The organism is Clostridium paraputrificum, from assembly GCF_900447045.1.
GTDB classification, from domain to species: domain Bacteria; phylum Bacillota; class Clostridia; order Clostridiales; family Clostridiaceae; genus Clostridium; species Clostridium paraputrificum.
The window spans coordinates 460097-480272 of sequence record NZ_UAWH01000005.1 but is presented as its reverse complement, the minus strand read 5'-3'; the positions used below and the strand labels follow the sequence as shown (position 1 = coordinate 480272).

19 protein-coding genes are annotated in these 20176 nt (G+C 30.9%); 2 read left to right on the top strand and 17 right to left on the bottom strand.

What is annotated here, in order from left to right; translation table 11 throughout:
• Positions 1–4: 4 nt before the first annotated feature.
• The 3 genes from DR024_RS02335 to DR024_RS02325 form a co-directional block, all read right to left on the bottom strand.
• On the bottom strand, positions 5–337 hold the full coding sequence (locus DR024_RS02335; protein ID WP_055183485.1) for an RDD family protein: 333 nt from the start codon (positions 335–337) through the stop codon (positions 5–7).
• A gap of 21 nt (positions 338–358) precedes the next feature.
• Positions 359–1078 carry a hypothetical protein gene (locus DR024_RS02330; RefSeq protein ID WP_051195869.1) on the bottom strand — a complete coding sequence of 240 codons (720 nt, stop codon included), beginning with the start codon at positions 1076–1078 and terminating at the stop codon, positions 359–361.
• Between the two features lie 94 nt (positions 1079–1172).
• The gene (locus tag DR024_RS02325) at positions 1173–1760 is read right to left on the bottom strand and encodes a helix-hairpin-helix domain-containing protein (RefSeq protein ID WP_027096891.1); all 588 of its coding nucleotides are present in this window, start codon (positions 1758–1760) and stop codon (positions 1173–1175) included.
• A gap of 148 nt (positions 1761–1908) precedes the next feature.
• On the opposite strand from DR024_RS02325, the gene DR024_RS02320 reads away from it, so the two are divergent.
• The gene (locus DR024_RS02320) at positions 1909–3213 is read left to right on the top strand and encodes a D-alanyl-D-alanine carboxypeptidase family protein (protein WP_051195870.1); all 1305 of its coding nucleotides are present in this window, start codon (positions 1909–1911) and stop codon (positions 3211–3213) included.
• Positions 3214–3222: 9 nt separating this feature from the next.
• On the opposite strand, the gene DR024_RS02315 is transcribed toward DR024_RS02320, so the two are convergent.
• The 10 genes from DR024_RS02315 to DR024_RS17945 all read right to left on the bottom strand — a co-directional run bounded on the left by DR024_RS02315 (position 3223) and on the right by DR024_RS17945 (position 12063).
• A complete protein-coding gene (locus tag DR024_RS02315) occupies positions 3223–4125 on the bottom strand; it encodes an RluA family pseudouridine synthase (protein ID WP_027096892.1) in 903 nt (300 codons plus the stop codon).
• Position 4126: 1 nt separating this feature from the next.
• Complete coding sequence (locus DR024_RS02310; protein ID WP_242829686.1) at positions 4127–5536, bottom strand: LCP family protein; 1410 nt, start codon at positions 5534–5536, stop codon at positions 4127–4129.
• Positions 5537–5548: 12 nt separating this feature from the next.
• Positions 5549–6118 carry a bis(5'-nucleosyl)-tetraphosphatase (symmetrical) YqeK gene (yqeK, locus tag DR024_RS02305; protein WP_055183487.1) on the bottom strand — a complete coding sequence of 190 codons (570 nt, stop codon included), beginning with the start codon at positions 6116–6118 and terminating at the stop codon, positions 5549–5551.
• Position 6119: 1 nt separating this feature from the next.
• Complete coding sequence (gene nadD, locus DR024_RS02300; RefSeq protein ID WP_027096895.1) at positions 6120–6722, bottom strand: nicotinate-nucleotide adenylyltransferase; 603 nt, start codon at positions 6720–6722, stop codon at positions 6120–6122.
• A 1-nt stretch (position 6723) separates the two neighbouring features.
• A complete protein-coding gene (gene yhbY, locus DR024_RS02295; protein ID WP_027096896.1) occupies positions 6724–7029 on the bottom strand; it encodes a ribosome assembly RNA-binding protein YhbY in 306 nt (101 codons plus the stop codon).
• Between the two features lie 16 nt (positions 7030–7045).
• Positions 7046–8332, bottom strand: coding sequence for a GTPase ObgE (gene obgE, locus DR024_RS02290; protein WP_027096897.1), 1287 nt, complete (start codon positions 8330–8332; stop codon positions 7046–7048).
• 171 nt (positions 8333–8503) lie between these two features.
• Positions 8504–8803, bottom strand: coding sequence for a 50S ribosomal protein L27 (rpmA, locus tag DR024_RS02285; protein WP_027096898.1), 300 nt, complete (start codon positions 8801–8803; stop codon positions 8504–8506).
• A 3-nt stretch (positions 8804–8806) separates the two neighbouring features.
• Positions 8807–9178, bottom strand: a complete 372-nt coding sequence (locus DR024_RS02280) for a ribosomal-processing cysteine protease Prp (RefSeq protein WP_027096899.1) — start codon at positions 9176–9178, stop codon at positions 8807–8809.
• A 5-nt stretch (positions 9179–9183) separates the two neighbouring features.
• Positions 9184–9492, bottom strand: coding sequence for a 50S ribosomal protein L21 (gene rplU / locus DR024_RS02275; protein ID WP_027096900.1), 309 nt, complete (start codon positions 9490–9492; stop codon positions 9184–9186).
• Positions 9493–10257: 765 nt separating this feature from the next.
• Complete coding sequence (locus tag DR024_RS17945) at positions 10258–12063, bottom strand: glycosyl hydrolase family 18 protein (protein WP_082419822.1); 1806 nt, start codon at positions 12061–12063, stop codon at positions 10258–10260.
• Between the two features lie 250 nt (positions 12064–12313).
• Between DR024_RS17945 and DR024_RS17880 the strand changes: the two genes are divergently transcribed.
• Complete coding sequence (locus tag DR024_RS17880) at positions 12314–14149, top strand: carbohydrate-binding protein (protein ID WP_055183488.1); 1836 nt, start codon at positions 12314–12316, stop codon at positions 14147–14149.
• A gap of 50 nt (positions 14150–14199) precedes the next feature.
• Here the strand turns inward: DR024_RS17880 and DR024_RS02260 are convergent, their stop codons facing one another.
• The 4 genes from DR024_RS02260 to DR024_RS02245 form a co-directional block, all read right to left on the bottom strand.
• Entirely contained in the window at positions 14200–15627 is a 1428-nt protein-coding gene (locus tag DR024_RS02260; protein ID WP_055183489.1) for a glycoside hydrolase family 18 protein, read from the bottom strand.
• Positions 15628–15826: 199 nt separating this feature from the next.
• The gene (locus tag DR024_RS02255) at positions 15827–17263 is read right to left on the bottom strand and encodes a ribonuclease E/G (protein ID WP_111918088.1); all 1437 of its coding nucleotides are present in this window, start codon (positions 17261–17263) and stop codon (positions 15827–15829) included.
• Between the two features lie 14 nt (positions 17264–17277).
• Positions 17278–17982, bottom strand: a complete 705-nt coding sequence (locus DR024_RS02250) for a TIGR03936 family radical SAM-associated protein (protein WP_027096906.1) — start codon at positions 17980–17982, stop codon at positions 17278–17280.
• On the bottom strand, positions 17957–19822 hold the full coding sequence (locus tag DR024_RS02245; protein ID WP_027096907.1) for a TIGR03960 family B12-binding radical SAM protein: 1866 nt from the start codon (positions 19820–19822) through the stop codon (positions 17957–17959). Before DR024_RS02245 ends, DR024_RS02250 begins: the two co-directional genes overlap by 26 nt.
• Between the last annotated feature and the right edge of the window lie 354 nt (positions 19823–20176).

Below are 20176 nucleotides of genomic sequence, written 5' to 3'. Positions count from 1 at the left end.
ACTCCTATTGTTCGTTTTCTTCTCCAACTTCCTCTGTAGCATCATCAGAAACAACTTCTTCTATAGTATCAGCTACAATATCATCATTTTTTACTTCTTCATTATGATTATCTAACTTAAGTATTCTCTTTCCTATAGTTGTACCATACTTTCCACCTTCTAATAAAGGGAAATATAAGGCATTAATTACAAACATGTTAATTATTAAGAAAATCTCTGTTGTCACCATTGTGAACCCAAATATTCTTAAAACACCTTCCACTACTAATAATCCTAAGGCTGACACACCAAAGATTATCATTTCATCTAAAACTCCTGCAAAAATCTTCTTTAACAAAACTTTTCCTCCTCAAATTCATTAATTAGTAGTAGTTGCTGCATCTATATTTTCCTCTGAACCTTCTTTTACAAATTGCAGTTCCTTAGTTTCTAAAGTATATACTAAGTATTCTTTATTTATAGTATATTCTTCATATAAACCATTTATAGTGTTTTGATAAACCCCTTCACCACTATCACTCTTTAATATCTTTATAATTTCTTCATTAATTTTAGAATAATCTCTATCTTTTTCTCCAGTCATAAACTCAGCATAAGATGCTAAAGATGTATCTCCAAAATCAAATTTATTTTCACCACTTAAAGCACCTTCTCCATCAAAATTTAAAGATAACTTAAGTGTTATTTGACCTGATGATAAATCATCCCCAAATAGCTTTCTTCCAAAATATAAGCTTTCAAGACGATTTTTCTCTGGCTTTTCATTATCAAGATATAAGTACTTCTTACTTACAGTTCTACCCTTTTCTTGCTTTACGCTTTCTTCACCTTTTTCATTAAAAGTTAAGCCGTACATTTTACACTTATCCCTTACTTCACCAAAAAGCTTATCAAACTTCTCATCAAAAATTTTTAATGTTATATCCTTAGACCATTCTCCATCCAAATTTGAATATTTCTCATCATTTTCAATAGCAAATGTTTTTGTATTGTCTTCTTTACTCTCCCTATTACTACACCCTACTAATGATACTGTCATCATAGTCCCTAAAATAAGAGCTATTATTTTTTTAGACATTATTTCTCCTCCTATGAACCCCTATATATAAACATTTTTTGATCTCTTAATACGGATTAATTATATCATTAAAACGCCTATTTTAAAACAAATATCATACTTTTATACTATCTTTTAATTTCTCAAAAGATGCTTCTCCTATGCCTTTTATGTTTTTTATTTCCTCAATAGATTTAAATTTTCCATTTTCCTCTCTATATTTTATAATTTCTACTGCTTTTGCAGGTCCAATCCCTGGTAAAGAATCTAATTCAGTTTCATTAGCTGTATTAATATTTACTTTTCCGCTACTGCTTGAAGCAGAACTTACAAAAGACTCACTTTCATCTTGTCCCTTTATAGGGATTATAACCTCTTGATTATCTGACAACTTTTCTGCTCTATTTATTTTAATCAAGTCAGCCTCACTTGTAGTACCTCCAGCAATCTTAATTGCATCTTCTACTATACTCCCCTCATCTAATCTATAAATATTAGGCCTTTTAACACCTCCCTTTACATCTACTACTATTTGCTTATTTTTCAGTTCAATAGCCTCCCCTTCATCCTCTTCAACAAACATACTTTCAGTCTCATTCTTCTTCAACTGATCTTTGCCAGATTTAACATATGTAAATAAAGCATAGAAACTTACCATAACAACGATAGTTATAATCCCCACAGCTGTATACTTTTTCTTCATAAAACACCTCATGCCTTTAATATTCTCTTATGATTATTAACAAAAACTCTATATTTAACCTAATATATTCTACTTTTATTAATTTTGTAGAATTAATTTAAAAATTTTGTTAGAATATATTATATTATTGTTTTTTGAGAGGTACTAAATGAATAATTTATTTACATATATAAAAAGATCTTTATCAATGTTAATGATAATTCTTATATTCAGTTTATTATTTTTACCATGTAACATCGTTTACGCTGAAAGTAGCCCATATTTAACTAGTGAAGGTGTAACTTTGCTAGATGCTGATACAGGACAAATACTATTTTCTAAAAATGGTGATAAAAAATACTATCCTGCATCGACAACAAAAATAATAACTGCAACAATTATACTAAATGAATATGACAATTTAGACACAGTTGTAACTGTTGGAAAAAATCCTCCCTTTGCTGATGGAAGTTCCATAGGTTTAAGAGAAGGTGAGAAAATTACTCTTGAACATTTATTATTAGGACTTTTACTTGAATCTGGTAATGACTGTGCAGAAGCATTAGCTGAGTTTGATGCTGGTTCTAAAGAAGCTTTTGCTAAAAAAATGAATGATTTTGCAAAAGCCATTGGAGCTAATAATAGTCACTTCACAAATCCTAGTGGTTTACCAGATGAAAATCATTATACAACACCTAATGACTTGGCCCTTTTTATGAGGGAGGCAATTAAAAATCCTAAGTTTATTGAGATGACTAGAACAGTAATGCTTCAACTACCACCTAGTAACTTAGATGGCTATGAAAGATGGTTAAATAATCATAATTCTATATTATTAAAAAATTCAAAGTATTTTTATGAATATTCACTATCTGCAAAAAGAGGATATACATCTGATGCAAGATTTACAAATATTATTGCTTCTGAAAAAGATGGACATAGATTAATAGCTTCATTCTTAAAGGGTGAAAGTATAGAAAAAGTTTATTCAGATGCAAAAACAATATTTAATTATGGATATAATAACTTCACTAAAAATGAAGTTTATAAAAAGGGAGAAGTTATTACTGAAGTTGCCTTAGATAACAATTCTTCTATTCCCGTTTTAGCTAATGAAGATGTTTATTATACAACTAAAAACGGTACAAGTGATAAGCTTAATTCTTCTCTCGAATATACACTTCCTAACAAGTTGACTAAAATGAGCTTGAAAAAGGGAGGAGTTATTACTACTGCAAAAGTCAATATTGATGGTAAGACATTTAAAACTATAGATTTAATTAGTGGAATAGATAGAGATTACACTAACAAATTAGCTTTAATAGATTTTTTAAATGAAAATAAAGTATTGTTAATAACTTTAGGAACAGCCTTGATAATTCTTATTATATTATTAATATCAGTACATAGAAGAAGAACTAAAAAGAAAAAATTTATGAATAAATGGGAAAAAATTATAAATAGAAAAAAGTGAGAAGGTAATTTACCTTCCCACTTTTTTTAATAAGCTTTCCATATCATCTGGTAATTTTGCTCTTAAAGATAATGTTTCTTTAGTCTTTGGAGACTTAAAATCTAATCCATAAGCGTGAAGAGCTTGCCTTGGTATTAGCTCCTCATCTCCTTCAAACCCGTAAAGGGTGTCTCCATATATAGGATGCCCTAAATGTTTCATATGAACCCTTATTTGATGAGTTCTACCTGTTTCAAGTAAACATTCTACTAAGTCAGCATCTTTAAAGCTTTCAATCACCTTATAGTGAGTTATACTTCTTTGCCCTCTTTCATCAACTATTCTCATGGTTCCAAACTCTTCACCATCAGGTCTATATATAGGTGCATCTATAGTTCCTTCTTTTTCTTTAAGATTTCCGTGAACTATTGCAAGATATCTCTTTTCTAAATTATTTTCTTCCATTTCTTTAGATAAAGCCATATGAGCAAATTGATTCTTAGCAATTATTATTAATCCTGATGTATTCATATCAAGTCTACTAACTAATCTTACAATACAGTTTTGATTAGTTTCTTTAAAATAAAATAATACACCATTGGCTAAGGTACCACTTTGATAAGTTTTTGTAGGATGAACTACCATATATGGCTTTTTATTAATAACTAGAATATCCTCATCCTCATATACTATATCTAAGTCCATTTTTTCCGGAGTTATATTTTGACTTTCATCACTTTGGAGATTTATTTGAACTAAATCTCCAGTGTGAACAATATATCTCATTCTTACTTCTTTTTTATTAACTAATATTCTTTTCTCTATAGCAGATCTTCTTATTAATCTACTAGACAACCCCAAATCTTCCTTTAGAAACTCTCTAATAGTAGCCCCTTCATATTCTTTTGAAACCTTTTTTTCTAAAGTACTCATTCTACTCTCCTAGTTTTTTATAGTCCTCTCCAAGTATGATAACAGCATCATATTGTTCGTATTTTATATCTTCCAATTTCTTATCAGACTTAGTTATTGTAGGCAAATCCTTATTAAGAGCTTTTTTAAGTTCTTCATTATCAGTATTTATTATACTTTTAGTTGTAGGATTTCCATTTCCAACATCAACTACAGTCCATCCAGTTAACTCTAGCTTTGATTTTACTTCACCAGCTAAGCCATTAATCTTTGTACCATTTAATATAAGTACTCCTAACTTAGTTTTATCTACAGTTGTGTCACCTGTATTATGAAGGGCTTTTAACAACTCTTGATTATAGCTTTTATTGAACACTACATAAGACTGGCCACCTATAGTCTTAAAATCTCCTTCTACAGTCCACATCTTAACTGTAGATGGGTCTACTTTAACAACATCTAGTGCATAAGATAAAAGCTTGCCTGTTGGCATATTAGTTTGAATATTTGATCCTATTGCATTAATTATATCTGGAACTTTTAGTACTATTGAAGGTCCTGTACACTTTTCAACTACTTTTTGTATAAATTTATGTTGATTTTCTATTCTACCTATATCACCAGTAGCTAATCCAGTTCCGTCATTATTCTTTCTCCATCTAAAAAACTCTTCTGCTTTTTTACCATCTAAATGTTCTACTGTTCCACCTTTAAAACTTATATGAAGATCTTGACTTGGATCATCATAATACATGTCTCTTTCTATCTCCATCTCAATTCCACCTATAGCATCAATAAATTGTCTAAAGGCATTATAGTCTATCTTAACAGTATAATTTATTTGTATGCCTAGTAAATCTTCTACCAAACTTTTAACCTTGGTTTCACCTTTTTGGTATGCTGCATTTATCTTATAATTACGTCCATTTTCAGTAATTAACGTATCTCTAGGTATAGATACCAAATCTAAATCCTTTTTCTTTGGATCATACTGTGCCACCATTATAGTATCAGTTCTTTTAATCTCATAATTATTGGTTTGATTTGGATCACCTATATCAAGCCCAAGAACAAGAACATTAACTGCTTCATCTGGTGCAGGCGTTACAGCTTCGCCTATATTGCCACCTTTTATTTTCCCCAACAAACTACCTATAGAGATAACCACAATAGCTAGTATAATAATAAATACAGATAAAATTCCTATTAAAACCTTCTTCTTTTTAGATGTTTTCTTTCGTTTCTTTTTGCTTCTTGGTCCTTTATCATCTTCAATTGGTCTTCTTTTTTTTATTTTAACTTCTCCATATTCTTGAAGCTGTCTCATTTCATCATTTTTTCTTCTTTTTCTCAGTTCTTCTATTTCTTGTGGAGTTCTTCTTCTTTGTTTCTTTCTTCTTATTGCCTCTGGTTCCCTTCTATCTCTTGACATTTTTCTCCCCCTCTACCCCCTATTAATAATCAAGCAATTTCTTGCTTTTACAGTATTAATATCAATAGGAGAATCTTTAGATAGCAAAAACTTTATTGTATGCGTAAGACCTAACAAGACACCATTATCTAAATCTTTCAATGTTGCTTCTCTTATTTCCTCTACTCCATGAAAATTCCTTGAAGGTTCTATCATATCTGCTATATAAATTATTTTCTCTAACTTTGACATATTTTCTCTTCCAGTAGTATGCCATCGTATAGCATTTAATACATCTTCATCTTCTATCCCCAAAGCTTTTTTTGCTACTATTGGCCCTACTATACTATGCCACAATTCAAGAGTAACTTTTTCATCCTCTGTAAGAACTATGTTGTTTTCTTCCATAAGCTCTATCATTTCATCTTTATGGGTATATTTAGCTATATCATGACAAAGTGCTGCAAGCTCAGCCTTTTCTTCAGATACCCCATTTAATACTGCTAACTTTTTAGCTACAGAAACCACCCCTAAAGTATGAATGAATCTTTTTTCATTAAGACAACCTTTAATATAATCATAAGCCTCATTCATAAAAACCATTTTAATGCTCCCTATATAAACCTTTTTCTTTTATTATATCTAACACAACTGCAGGTAAAATATCATCTACCTTTTCATTATTAATTATTTTCTCTCTTATTTCTGTAGAAGAAATATGAATTCCTGGTACTTCTAAAAGAATAATATCCCCATTATATTTCTCTTCTACAAATCTCTTTTTATTTACTAACTCATTATTGTTATAACCTGGTCTAGTAAATACAACAAATTTGCATAGTGAAAATATTTTCTCTATCTCTTTCCACTTATCAATATCTAAAAGACAGTCTGCTCCTGTTATAAAGTATAAATCTTTATACTCTTTATAGAAATGCTCTAAAGTCTTATATGTATAACTTTTTCCTTCTTTTTTTATTTCATAGTCAGAGACCTCAAAACCTATCTTACCCTCTATAGCCTTTTGTACCATTTCTAGCCTTAAGGATGCCTCTGTTACCTTTTTATCGGTTTTCAGAGGCTGTATTCCCGCTGGCATAAAAATAACTTTATCTAAGTTTAACTTCTTTTTTGCTTCCTCAGCTATATAGATATGGGCTAAATGTATAGGATCAAAGGTTCCTCCAATTATACCCACCCTACACATATTATTTCTTCTTTACTACTGGAATTTCAATTTTAGGATTTTTCTTAGATTTCTTATATAAAACAATCTTACTTCCAATTGCTTGAATTCCTTCTGCCTTAATCTTCTCACAGATGTAGTCAGAAGCTTCTCTTGTTTCAAGTCCACTGTTTTCAAGAACCTTTATTTTTATTAATTCTCTCTTTTCTAAAGCTTCTTCAACTTGCTTTAAAAAAGTTTCTTCAATTCCATTTTTACCTATTTGAAATATAGGTTGCATATCGTTAGCTAAGCCTCTTAAATAAGCTCTTTGCTTTCCTGTTAACATTTATGTTCCTCCTAAATTACATTAAGTACTCAAATTCAAAGTCATTTAAGTTAACCATATCTCCGTCTTGAATACCCATTTCTCTTAATTCATCAAGTACTCCCTTATTCTTTAATACTTTATGGAAGTATCTTAATGAGTCTGCATCATGTACGTTTACTGCACTTAATAATCTATCTACGAAGCTTCCAAATACATAATAAGTATCGTATTCTTCACCTTCTTCAACTCTAATTTCATAAGTAAATTTCTTTTCTTCTGGTATATATCTTTCATCTTCAGCTATTTCAAGTTCAGTTATTGGAATTTCCTTAAGCATTCTAGCTGCTTCCTTAATAACATCATCAACACCATCTCTTGTAGCTGCTGACATTTTAAATACCTTATCAAAGCCTAATTCTTGTACCTTCTTTTTGAAGTTTTCAAAAACTTCTTCGTCATATAACATGTCAGTCTTATTAGCTACAACAATTTGAGGTCTATCCCAAAGCTTAACTGAGTAATTCTTAAGTTCTTCATTAATCTTTACAAAGTCTTCAAATGGGTCTCTACCTTCTATTCCTGATATATCAACCACATGTATTAATAATCTAGTTCTTTCAATATGTCTTAAGAACTCTAACCCTAAACCAACACCTTCTGATGCACCTTCTATAATACCTGGAATATCTGCCATAACAAATGGTTCTACTCCATCAGCTGCAACAACACCTAAATTGGGTTTTAAAGTTGTAAAGTGATAGTTTGCTATCTTCGGCTTAGCTGCTGTAGTCATTGAAAGGAAAGTTGACTTACCTACATTAGGAAAACCTAATAACCCAACGTCAGCTAAAAGTTTAAGTTCTAATACAATTTGCATTTCTTCTCCAGGCATTCCTGGTTCAGCAAAGTGTGGTGCCTGTCTTGTAGGCGTAGCAAACTTAGCGTTTCCTTTTCCACCCTTACCACCTCTTAAAAGAACAAATACATCATCCTTATGTGAAAGGTCAGCAATTACCTTATTTGTTTCAGCTTCTCTAATAATAGTTCCCATTGGAACAGTTATATAAAGATCTTCTCCATTTTTACCATAACATTTTGATGTTGAACCCGCTTCTCCATCTTCTGCTATAAACTTCTTTCTATATTTAAAATCAAGAAGAGTAGTGATTCCAGTATCTACTTTAAATACAATACTTCCACCTTTTCCTCCATCTCCTCCATCTGGTCCACCTAATGGGACATACTTTTCTCTTCTGAAGGAAACAGAACCATTACCACCCTTACCAGACCTTACAAATATCTTGGCTTTATCTATGAACATAATCTCACCTATCCTTATGTAAAATCTTCTTTATTTATCTATTGTTTCTTATTTATCACTTTATTATAACATGAACATATATATAATAAATTAAACAAATATTACAAAATTATCTTTATGTGCATATTACTTAAAAAAAGCACCCTGAACCAGGGTGCTTTATTTAACAAATTATTCAGCTATTGCTTCAACGTCAACTGGGTAAACAGAAGCTCTCTTCTTGTCTCTTCCCACTCTTTCGAATCTAACAACACCATCGATCTTAGCAAATAAAGTGTCATCTCCACCTTTACCTACGTTTAGACCTGGGTGAATCTTAGTTCCTCTTTGTCTTACTAGTATATTTCCAGCAAGCACGAATTCACCGTCAGCAGACTTAACACCTAATCTCTTAGATTCTGAGTCTCTTCCGTTCTTTGAGCTACCTACCCCTTTTTTGTGGGCAAATAATTGAAGGTTCATTTTTAGCATGGATTACACCTCCTCTTTAATTAAAGTAATATATTCTCTACGTTTCTTACTACCAAACATTTCATCCAAGCTTAAGATTGTACTCTCAATGCTTTTCTCAAAGGTTCTTAAAAGAACTTGAGATTGCTCTATTTCTTCTTGGGTGAACCCATTAAGATCTAGGGCAAGATATCCATCCCTTATTTCATAGTTTACATTAAGTTTTAACACTTCATCTAAACCTATAACCACACTTTGAGATAAAACTGAAACTGAGTTACAAACCATATCGTAAGCATCTCCAGCTAAAATAGCTTCTCTCCCAATTAGAGCATGATTATTAATTCTAAAGGACATTATGTTTTCGTTTTTAGATTCAATCCTAATTTCTATCATAAGAATTAAGCTTCGATCTTTTCTACTACTAACTTAGTATAAGGTTGTCTATGACCATTCTTTCTTCTGTAGTCTTTCTTTCTCTTATACTTGAAAACTGTTACCTTCTTAGCCTTACCTTGAGCTAATACTTTAGCAACAACCTTAGCACCTTCTACTAATGGAGCTCCAACCTTTAAAGTTTCTCCTCCAACAGCAAGTACTTCAGTTAATTCAACTGTTGAATCAACAGCAACGTCTAGCTTTTCAACGAAAAGAACGTCTCCTTCTTGAACTCTGTATTGTTTTCCACCTGTCTTTACTACTGCGTACATTAAAAACACCTCCTCATAACGGTCTCGCCACTATAGGTACAAAACTATTATGTTTTGTTTATAAAAAAACCTGTGCGTGTGCGGTTTACTGTACTAGTCTATCATAATTTAAAAATATTGTAAAGCAAAAAGTAAGTTTATAATAGTTGAAAAAACAAAGTGAATTGGGATAATAAAGTTAATCAAGATAATTGGGATAATAAGAATAGGAGTATTAAATAACCACCCTCTTATTTTTCCCTAGAATACTTATTTAAAACTATTTCTTCAATAAACTCTTCATTAGGAATGTTACTATCAAGCTCTTCTTTAACTATCTTCCCATTTTTCTTTAAGTAAGAAAAACAAGTATTAATAGTTATCTTATATATCCAAGTATAATAGAGGAGTTCCCTTTAAATTTATCTAGATTTATATATCTCTTCAAACACCTTGTCCTTATTAAGTTTTATATTATCTGTTAATCCTTTAATTTGCTCATAACTACTCATATGCATCACTCCCCCACACCATATAAACCTACTCTTCTCTAAGTCTTTCATCATACCATTTTACCGCTTAATCATACTTTCCTTGAAACTCTAACTTATATCTATAATATTCTTTACTTTCCTCTATAATTCAATTTAATTAACATATTACCAAATATAAATATCAAATTGGAAATACTAATAATAAGCTAAACTAAATAATAATTGTATGGCAAACCTTTATCTTATAAAACAAAAAAACTCGCCATGAAACATGACGAGTTTAAAATTCAAACTATTGTTTTTGCCATAATGCTGCTACATTAGTTGGCTCCCATCCTGGTAAAGATGTGTTAGCCTGTCTACAAACATAATTGCTTCCATTATAACTTACTATATCACCATTTTTATATGCTACATAAGCTGCCCAAGCTTGGACCTCTGGTGTGTAGTTTTCTACTACAACAGTTACTTTATTTGATATAACAGAATTTGCTCCTTCATAAAGAACAACTGTGTAATTATAGCTACCAATCTCTTTATTTGTGATTTTTTTTGTAAGAGTTACTTGTTCACTATTACCAGCATTTAATGTACCTGAAGCTACTTCTATACTTCCTTCAAGAATTTTATAACTTGTTGCCTTATTATATTCAGGAACTATAGCTGATAGAGTATAATTTCCATTATTAACAGCGCTAGCTGATAATGTTGCAGCTTTTAATGTAAGTTCTGGTTGAGGTTCTACCTTTACTACTACCTTATTTGATGCTACAGAATTAGTGCCATCATTTAAAACCACAGTATATTCATATTGTCCATTTTCTTTATTGCTTAAACTCTTTGTAATTATAGTATCTTGAGAATTTCCTGCTGTTAATGTTCCTGTAGAAATTTCCATTGTCCCCTCTAGAATCTTATAACTTGTTGCAGTATTTCTTGATGGTACTGTATCTGTTAATGTATAACTTCCATTATTAATATTGCTAACAGAAAGAGTTGCAGCCTTTAATGTATTTTGAACTGGAGTTAGTTTATCAAAGTAATCTCTATAATTATTAGAAAACTCAAAATTATTTTTAGCATCCCAATTAATAGACCATGTCATTAAACCTCTGAATCCTGGATATCCTTTACCATTAGCTAACTTATAACTTCCACCATATGATACACCTTTAATTAAATAATCTAATGCTTTCTTCATTTCTGTTGGATTTATATATCCACCACTTGGTGCAGCAGCCTGAGTTGCTGGCAATCCAATCATAACTTGGTCTTCTCTTAAAGCTGGGAACATATTATTACTATTACCTGCTATAGGAAATCCATATAAAAGCATTTCTGCCATTGCTACTTCATAATCTGCTGTTCCTTGTGTATATGTGACACCATCTAATCCTTGATTACCACCAGCATTATAATGTTGTACATGTATATAAGTTAATTTGTCTCTTAATCCATATATTATTGGAAGATAAGCTCCCCAAATATTTCCATAAGCAGTAATTCCACCTTGAACATAAGCTGTTTCTGGAGCCATACTTATAATAAAGTTTGATCCATATTTATCAGATATTTCCCTTACACCTGAAATAAGATTAACTATTTGTGGTGTTTTAGGATTCTTGAAATCTGTATCTGATGCTTGTAATGATATACCGGATTCTAAGTCTATATCCAAACCATCAAAGCCATATTTATCTACTAAACCACATATTGACTTAACAAATTTTTCTTTAGCTGTTGCATCTGGTAGTAATACTACACCATTTTGTCCACCTATTGATAAAATAACTTTTTTACCTTTGCTCTTAATGTACTGAACATCTGAAATAAACTGTTCTTCATCATAACAAGGTGTAAATTCAACTACAGCTCTATCACTATATGTTTCTCCAAAAGCTACGTTTATAACATCCCATTTATCTGACACATCCCTCAAGTTAATAATTCCTGTGCCATTATCAAAGTTATGCCAATATCCCACAAGTAACCTCTCTCCTAAGCTTTGTGCTGCACTAACTGCCTTAATAGGAATAATTGATACAAATAGTAATACAGCAGCAAAAATTGATACTAGTTTTTTACACTTTCTAGTCATAATATACCCTCTCCCTTTTTAATTTTTCATATTTTTTTAATATGTATTCTAAGACAGCTATTCGTATTAGCTAGCTATTTTAAATATTCCCACTAGTCAATTCACTATATTTGTACTAAATAAATTAGATTTTTATGCTTCTACAATTATTGATTTTTTGTGAACTTATAAAAGATATATATTTAGTAATATTTTTAGATATCACTAAATATGTTTTATTGATAATCATATAAAGATAAGGGGTTGCTTTATGTTTAAAAAATTTCTTAATTCAAATGTGAAATTTCTTATTTCTATAACTCTTTCAGTTGCTCTTTTCTTAACTCTAATTCCAGCTACACTTACCTCTGCTTCAACATCTTCTGTTCCTAAACATGTATTAGTTGGTTACTGGCACAACTTTGAAAACGGTTCAGGTACAATAAAACTAAGAGATGTTTCTGATAACTGGGATGTAATTAATTTATCCTTTGGTGAACCTACATCTGTAACTTCTGGAGATATCCAATTTAAACCTTTTAATGCTACAGAAGAAGAATTTAAATCTGATGTAAAATATCTACAAAGTAAAGGAAAGAAAGTATTACTTTCAATTGGTGGTCAAAACGGCCAAGTTCAATTAAAAGATGCTACTGCAAGAGATAAATTTGTAAGTTCTGTATCTAATATAATTGACACTTATGGATTAGACGGATTAGACATAGATTTTGAAGGTCATTCTTTATATCTTGACCCAGGTGACAAAGACTTTAAAAATCCTACTACTCCAGTTATTGTAAACCTAATTAGCGCTTTAAAAGAATTAAAAGCTAAATATGGTGATAACTTTATGCTTACTATGGCTCCCGAAACTTTCTTTGTTCAATTAGGATATACTTACTATGGTGGTTTAAATAGTTATGTTGATTCTAGAGCTGGTTCATACCTACCTGTTATTTATGCACTTCGTGATTCTTTAGACTGGCTTCAAGTTCAATACTATAACTCAGGTGCTATAAACGACTTAAATGATAAATCCCAAACTATGGGCTCTGCTGAATTCTATGTTTCATTAGCAGATATGCTTTTAACAGGATTTAATGTTAATAAAGACCCTAATTACTTCTTCCCTGCTTTAAGAGAGGATCAAGTAGTTATAGGGGTACCTACTTCATCTTATGCAGGTAATGGATGGGTTTCAAATAGTGAAGTTGAAAAGGCAATTACAACATTGATGAATGGTGGTACTGTTGGTAGTTATACTGTAAAAAATGCTCATCCTAACTTAAGGGGACTTATGACATGGTCAATAAATTGGGACAAATATGCTTCTTATTCATGGTCAAATCATTTTCGAAAGTACTTTGATTCTTTAGCACCACAAACAAATACACTTAAAGCGCCTACTTTATCCGCTAGTTCTGTACAAAATGGTAGATTTACTTTAAGTGCTAAAGTTCCTGCTTACAACACTGCTACATCCTATAAAATATTAGAAGATTCAAAGGTAATATCATCTGGCACTTTAGTTGCTGGCCAATCCAAAGAAGCCTCTATAAATTATGAAGTTAAAAATAAAGCTGATGGAACTTATAAATATAAAATTGAATTATCAGACTCTGCTAGTTCTGTAAATTCAAACGAAGTAACAGTTACTGTAAAAGCTCCAACTCCACCCGCTTTAAAAGCAGCCACTATATCTAATAGTGAATGTAAAAATGGAAATTATACAATTTCCATAGAAATTCCTGATAATAACTTAGCTACTTCTTATAAGTTATTTGAAAATAACACTGAAATTGCTTCAGGTAATCTTTCTTTAAATGAAAATACTCAAATAATAACTAAATCTATATCTAACAAGCCTGAAGGAATTTATAACTATAATGTAGTGCTGTACTATGAAAACTCCTCTATTAACTCAAATGAAATAACAGTTAATGTTCCAAAATATGAAGTAGAGACTCCTACTTGGGAATCTTATACAACCTATAAGGTTGGAGATATAGTAACTTATGCAGGTAAAGAATATAAATGTATTCAACCTCACACTTCACTAAATGGATGGGAACCTAGCAATGTACCTGCTTTATGGATTGCAATTTAATATATAAAGAAATCCCCGTCATATTTATATGACGGGATCTTTCTATAATCTTATTTTGCTCTTCTTTTTCTAAACATTACAGTTGCAACACCTAGTGATGCTCCTGATAAACCTATAAGACTTAATATAGGAGTCATATCTCCAGTCTTAACTAATTCACCTTCACCAGGCTTTGTTTCAGGTTTTACTTCTGGTTTTGGTTCTGTAGGTACTACTTCTTCTCCAAAGCCATTAATATTAAGTTCCTTTGCTATTTGTGCAACTAAAGAATTATCATAGTCAGCACTAAATTCCCAGAACATAGTTCCACCTAAATTATTATCTTTAACATATTGAGTTTTTGCAGAAAGCCCTTGTGGTTCAATAAAGCTCATAACAAAATATTCTTTTCCATCTGTATGCTTATATGTTACATACATAGCTTTAGCATCATTATCCCAATATTTATAGAATCCATCTGATTCCTTTAAATTCTTAACTGCTGATAGAACTGGTGTTGGATCAGTTTCATCCATTGGGAATCCAGCTCTTATAAGGGCATCTTTTATAAAACTTAATTCGCCATCTAATTTATCACTAACCAATTGTGGTATGCCAGCACTAAAGGATAATCCAATATTTATCTTTTCAGATGGACATCCATTTTCTAAATATAATTTAACTGCCATATCAGTATTGTAATCATCATAATCAAATTCAGTTTTCCATGTCTTTGAAGCATATAAAGCTGAATCAAAATAACATGAACCATATCTAAAGTCATATGTCATAATGTTTATATAATCTAACAAAGGAATTACATCTTGGAACTCTGTCCAACCACCATTTGAAAAATTAACATTTGCAGAACCAGCTATTGTTAATAGCTTATCATCACCTATAGCATTTCTTACTTCTTTTAAAAGTAAAGTAAAGTTTTGTTTATCTTCTGGTCTAGATTTTATTACTCCCCATCCACCATTAACAGGATATTCCCAATCTAGATCTATTCCAGCTAGTCCATATTCATCAATAACATTCTTACAAGATTGAGCAAAAGTCTTTCTTCCTTCCTCTGTTGCTGCTGCATCTGAGAAACCTCTACATTCCCATCCACCAACAGACAATAAAACCTTTAAATCAGGATTTTTTCCTTTTAAGACATCAATTCTTGAAAGGTCACTTGCTACCTTTTCAGGTAAATAAATTGTGTGTAGTAAACTGTCATCAAATTCATGTGGAACTTTTACATCTGGGTTAGTTTCATCTCCAAGTTCTTCATATTCCCTATTGTAAATAAGACCAAAGGAATAGTTTAAGTGAGTAATCTTTGTAACATCCAATGTATCAATGTCACAATTTCTCTGGAATACATACCCTACATTCCTGTATTCCTTTTCTTGTGTAGCAGCTTTAGTTGGAACAGCTAACATACTTCCAGCTAATAATGTAAAACCTGCTACAGATGCCACAAATACTTTTAAAAAGTTTTTCTTCATTAAAGTACCTCCCACATATTATAAATTATATTTACATATATATTGTAAACTATTACAAATTCTTTTACAATATTTACCACATATTTTTTTCTTTATAAAAAACAACTTCAAATAATATCCAAATCATGAAGTTACACACAATTTAATTTCCCGAAAAATAAAAAAGAAACCACCTTACGGTAGCTTCTTCTTAATCCTGTTAGTTCTTAATAAGGTACTTACTTACGTTAGCTTTCTGATTCTTAAATATTAATGGTTCTAAAGTGTATCCTTCAACTTCATCAATATAGTTTAAATATATCCCTTTATCTAACCCATCTATTTCTTTTAAGAAAGATAGCATATCTCCTTTTATCATATCCTCATAAGTTTTATTAATCTCTATAAAGAAATCATTAATTCCATTTTCACTGTAAAATCTAAGAATATCATTTCTAATTAATCCTTCAAGATATGATAGCTTTAATAATCTTCCACTTCCTTTGCATAAAGTACATGATTCTTCCATATACTCATAAACGCTTTTACCTATTCTCTTACGAGCAATTTGTACCAGGTTTAATTCAGTAAATGGGAATATTTTTACGTTTCCACCATCATCCTTAAGCGCTTCTTTAAGCTCTCTCATAACTATAGACTTATGAGCTTTATCTCTTAAATCTATAAAATCTATTACTATTATTCCACTTAAATTTCTAAGTAAGATTTGTCTACCAATCTCTTTAGCTGCTTCCACATTGGTTTCTAATATAGTCTTCTCAAAGTTTCTTTCCTTAATATTTTTGCCAGTGTTAACATCAATAACATACATAGCTTCAGTTTTATCAATAACAATTGATCCACCACAAGGAAGCACAACTTTATTATGCCTAAGCTTTAATAATTCTTTTTCAATCTCATATGCATCAAATAAGGCTCTAGTATCTGTATACAATACTATTTTTGCATTTTCATCATCTTTAAGATAATTCTTTGCAAATTCATAATCCTCTTTATTATCCAAGATAACTTTAACAGGATCCACAGAAATTTTATCTCTTAGCACCTTGATTAAAGAAAGATTTTCTCCATAAAGCTTACCTAAATTAGAAGAATACTTAGCTTTTCTTTGTATATCTTCATACTCATTAAGAAGTACTTTTCTTTCATGCTTAAGTTCTTCAATACTAACATTAGCTGCTTCTGTTCTAACTATAAGCTTTCCATTTTCTATTTCCTCTAATTCAGCAAGGATAAGCTCTTTTTTAACCTCATCCTTGAATCTTTTAGAGAACTCTATTCCATATCCATCACTTTCAAGTACTAAATACTTTGATGGAATACCAAACTTTACACTTATTTTAGCACCCTTATCATTAATAGGCTCCTTTAGAATTTCAACTATGATTTCTTCACCCTTCTTAATGCCTCTAGCTTTAAGTTCATTACTATAATAAAGATACCCTTCCTTATTTAATCCTAAATCTACAAATATGGAGTTAGTTGCAGAAACTATATTTTTCACTCTTCCCTTATAGATTTCACCTATTACTGGTTCACCATTTTCCTCTTCTACAATACACTCTTGTAATTTACCATTTTGCCTAATGGCAATTCTTAGGATATTCTCTCTTCTTTCTATAAATATCTCTTTCATATAATTAACACTTCCTATACACAGTTATATAGTGGTACTAACTTATTACCCTTTTCAAAATACATTTCTTCTCTCTTTATATCTACAAAAGCCTCTTCATCTACATTAGAGGTATGTTCTTTAATGTATTTAGCTAATAAATCTGCTGATAAATGTTCTCTACTTCCTGACTTAACTACAGTATTTATAACTAAAGCTTCATCCTTAACCCAGAATTTAAATTCATAGATGAATTCTTTAATATTAACTTCTTTTTCAGCCTTTTTACTCTTCTTTAAAGTAATCCATTCATTCTTTTCAAATAAAGCCTTAACTTCCTCTTCAAGGTCTTCAACACTTGTATAGTTTATCTTTATAGTATATCTACAAGCATCTATCATAGCCATAGCTTGTGGCATCTTCTTCTCATTTGGCTCAGTTGGTGGAATTTGAGTTGCTGTCATAAACTTAATTCCTGAAGCTGATTTTTCATTTAATCTATCTATAATTTCTTGTACATCCATCTCTTCAACTAAGATTAAATCCATATATTCACCACTTGAATATACTCCAACACCTAAAGGTTGAGCTATAGATAAAGCCATATGCGGATTAAATCCTTGTGAATATTTAACTGGTAATTCAGCTCTTCTTACAACCTTTTGTATTGTTCTCATTATATCTAAGTGAGAAATAAATTTTATATTACTTTCTTTAGTATACTTTATTAAGTATCGCACCCTCAAAACACTCTCCTTCTTTGAAGTTTACATTTACTCCACATCCTGTACATCCTTTTCTACAGTTTTGAGTAAGCTCTGCCTTTTTAGCCTTTTCGTTTTCTCTTTCAAGATACTTTCTTGTAACTCCAATATCTATAAAGTCCCAAGGAAGTATTTCATCGTATCCTCTTTCTCTATAAGCAAAGAAATCTCCATCAACATTACACTCTGCTAATGCTTCTTTCCATATATCAAAGCTGAAGTATTCAGACCATCCATCAAACTTAGCACCCTTTTCAAATGCTTTAATTAATACTTCACTAAGTCTTCTATCTCCCCTTGCAAATACAGCTTCCATATATGAAGTTTTTTGCTCATGGTAGTTGTAGTGAATGCTTCTTGATTTTATTGAACCTTTAACTGCATTTATCTTTTCATCTACTTCTTCTAATCTAGCCATTGGTGCCCATTGGAATGGCGTAAATGGCTTTGGAACTAATATAGATGTACTTACTGTAATACTAAGTCCCTTAGCTCTCACATTCTTTGGAAGTGCAAAATATTCATCAGCCATCTTTCCTGCTAAATCACCAATACCAGCACAATCTTCTAATGTTTCATATGGCAACCCAATTATGAAATAAAGCTTAATCTTGTTCCATCCTGATTCAAAAGCATTTCTAGTAGCTTCTAATATTCTTTCTTCAGTTAACCCCTTGTTAATTATGTCTCTCATTCTTTGAGATCCAGCTTCAGGAGCAAATGTTAATCCTGTTTTCTTAACCTTTTGGATTTCTTTAATTAAATCTACTGAGAAAGCATCAACTCTAATAGAAGGTAGGGCAATTGCAACCTTATCCTTTTCATGCTCTTCCATTAAATCATGGATAAGTCCTTCAATATCAGAGTAATCACATGTACTTAATGAAGAAAGTGAAACTTCTTGATATCCTGTACTCTTAAGCATATTTCTAGCTTGCTTTACTAAAGTTTCCTTTGATTTTTCTCTAACTGGTCTATAAATCATACCAGCTTGACAGAATCTACATCCATTTGTACAACCTCTGAAGGTTTCAAGAACTATTCTATCGTGAACAATTTCTGTATAAGGCACTATCATGTTTTCTGGGAATGATACTCTATCAAAGTTATTTATTATTCTCTTTTTAACAACTGCTGGAACATCATCATACTTTGGCTTAAAGCTCTTTATTGTTCCATCTTCATTGTATTCCACATCATAAAGTGAAGGTACATATATACCTCCAATCTTTGATATCTCTCTTAGGAAAGCCTTTTTGTCCCACTTTCCTTTCTTGTACTTGGCATAAACCTCAAGTACATCATCCATCATTTCTTCACCTTCACCAATTTCAAAGAAATCAACTATTCCAACTAACGGTTCTGGGTTGTAGGCACAAGGTCCCCCTGCCATAACTAAAGGTTCATCTTCTCCTCTTTCTTCTGCTCTTATAGTTACCCCTGACATATCAAGCATATTTAATATGTTTGTATAACTCATCTCATATTGAAGAGTGAAACCTAATATATCAAACTCTTTTAATGGAGTTTTAGTTTCTAATGTACATAGAGATATATTATTCTTTCTTAATTGCTCTTCCATATCTGGCCATGGAGCAAATACTCTTTCACAGTATGTATCTTTTCTTTCATTTATAGTATGATATAGTATTCTTGTTCCTAAGTGAGACATCCCCACTTCATAAACATCTGGAAAACAGAATGCAAATCTAATATCTACTTCTTCTGGATTTTTAATTATTTCATTTAATTCTCCACCTACATATCTAGCAGGCTTTTCTACTTTACATAGAATGTGATCTGTTATTTTATTCATTAATAGATCCTCCTAAGTTTATTTACATAATTTATTTCATATCTTCTAATTCTATCATAAAGCTTAGTGGCTTTCAAAAAGAAAAATAAGACAGCGTATAATTTGGATAAGAAAGATTCCAAAATTCTTTAAAGCAAATTTTCGATTCAATTTCTATAAAATTTAAAATACAAAAAATACATATTCAAATATTGTTTTAAATATAAAAAGAAACAAATATATAAATATATAAATATGGACCTAAATCCAAACAAAAAATTCTGCCTAAGCAGAACCTATCCTTATCTTTATTATTAATATTATTCTAATCAACTTATTTTTTTCTATAATTATTCGTGATGGAATCTTTCTTCT

Bases quoted from the DNA above. Each gene is read 5' to 3' on its own strand.
- DR024_RS02330 (WP_051195869.1), bottom strand. From the start codon at position 1,078: ATGTCTAAAAAAATAATAGCTCTTATTTTAGGGACTATGATGACAGTA.
- DR024_RS02325 (WP_027096891.1), bottom strand. From the start codon at position 1,760: ATGAAGAAAAAGTATACAGCTGTGGGGATTATAACTATCGTTGTTATG.
- DR024_RS02320 (WP_051195870.1), top strand. From the start codon at position 1,909: ATGAATAATTTATTTACATATATAAAAAGATCTTTATCAATGTTAATG.
- DR024_RS02315 (WP_027096892.1), bottom strand. From the start codon at position 4,125: ATGAGTACTTTAGAAAAAAAGGTTTCAAAAGAATATGAAGGGGCTACT.
- DR024_RS02310 (WP_242829686.1), bottom strand. From the start codon at position 5,536: ATGTCAAGAGATAGAAGGGAACCAGAGGCAATAAGAAGAAAGAAACAA.
- yqeK (WP_055183487.1), bottom strand. From the start codon at position 6,118: ATGGTTTTTATGAATGAGGCTTATGATTATATTAAAGGTTGTCTTAAT.
- nadD (WP_027096895.1), bottom strand. From the start codon at position 6,722: ATGTGTAGGGTGGGTATAATTGGAGGAACCTTTGATCCTATACATTTA.
- yhbY (WP_027096896.1), bottom strand. From the start codon at position 7,029: ATGTTAACAGGAAAGCAAAGAGCTTATTTAAGAGGCTTAGCTAACGAT.
- obgE (WP_027096897.1), bottom strand. From the start codon at position 8,332: ATGTTCATAGATAAAGCCAAGATATTTGTAAGGTCTGGTAAGGGTGGT.
- rpmA (WP_027096898.1), bottom strand. From the start codon at position 8,803: ATGCTAAAAATGAACCTTCAATTATTTGCCCACAAAAAAGGGGTAGGT.
- DR024_RS02280 (WP_027096899.1), bottom strand. From the start codon at position 9,178: ATGATAGAAATTAGGATTGAATCTAAAAACGAAAACATAATGTCCTTT.
- rplU (WP_027096900.1), bottom strand. From the start codon at position 9,492: ATGTACGCAGTAGTAAAGACAGGTGGAAAACAATACAGAGTTCAAGAA.
- DR024_RS17945 (WP_082419822.1), bottom strand. From the start codon at position 12,063: ATGACTAGAAAGTGTAAAAAACTAGTATCAATTTTTGCTGCTGTATTA.
- DR024_RS17880 (WP_055183488.1), top strand. From the start codon at position 12,314: ATGTTTAAAAAATTTCTTAATTCAAATGTGAAATTTCTTATTTCTATA.
- DR024_RS02260 (WP_055183489.1), bottom strand. From the start codon at position 15,627: ATGAAGAAAAACTTTTTAAAAGTATTTGTGGCATCTGTAGCAGGTTTT.
- DR024_RS02255 (WP_111918088.1), bottom strand. From the start codon at position 17,263: ATGAAAGAGATATTTATAGAAAGAAGAGAGAATATCCTAAGAATTGCC.
- DR024_RS02245 (WP_027096907.1), bottom strand. From the start codon at position 19,822: ATGAATAAAATAACAGATCACATTCTATGTAAAGTAGAAAAGCCTGCT.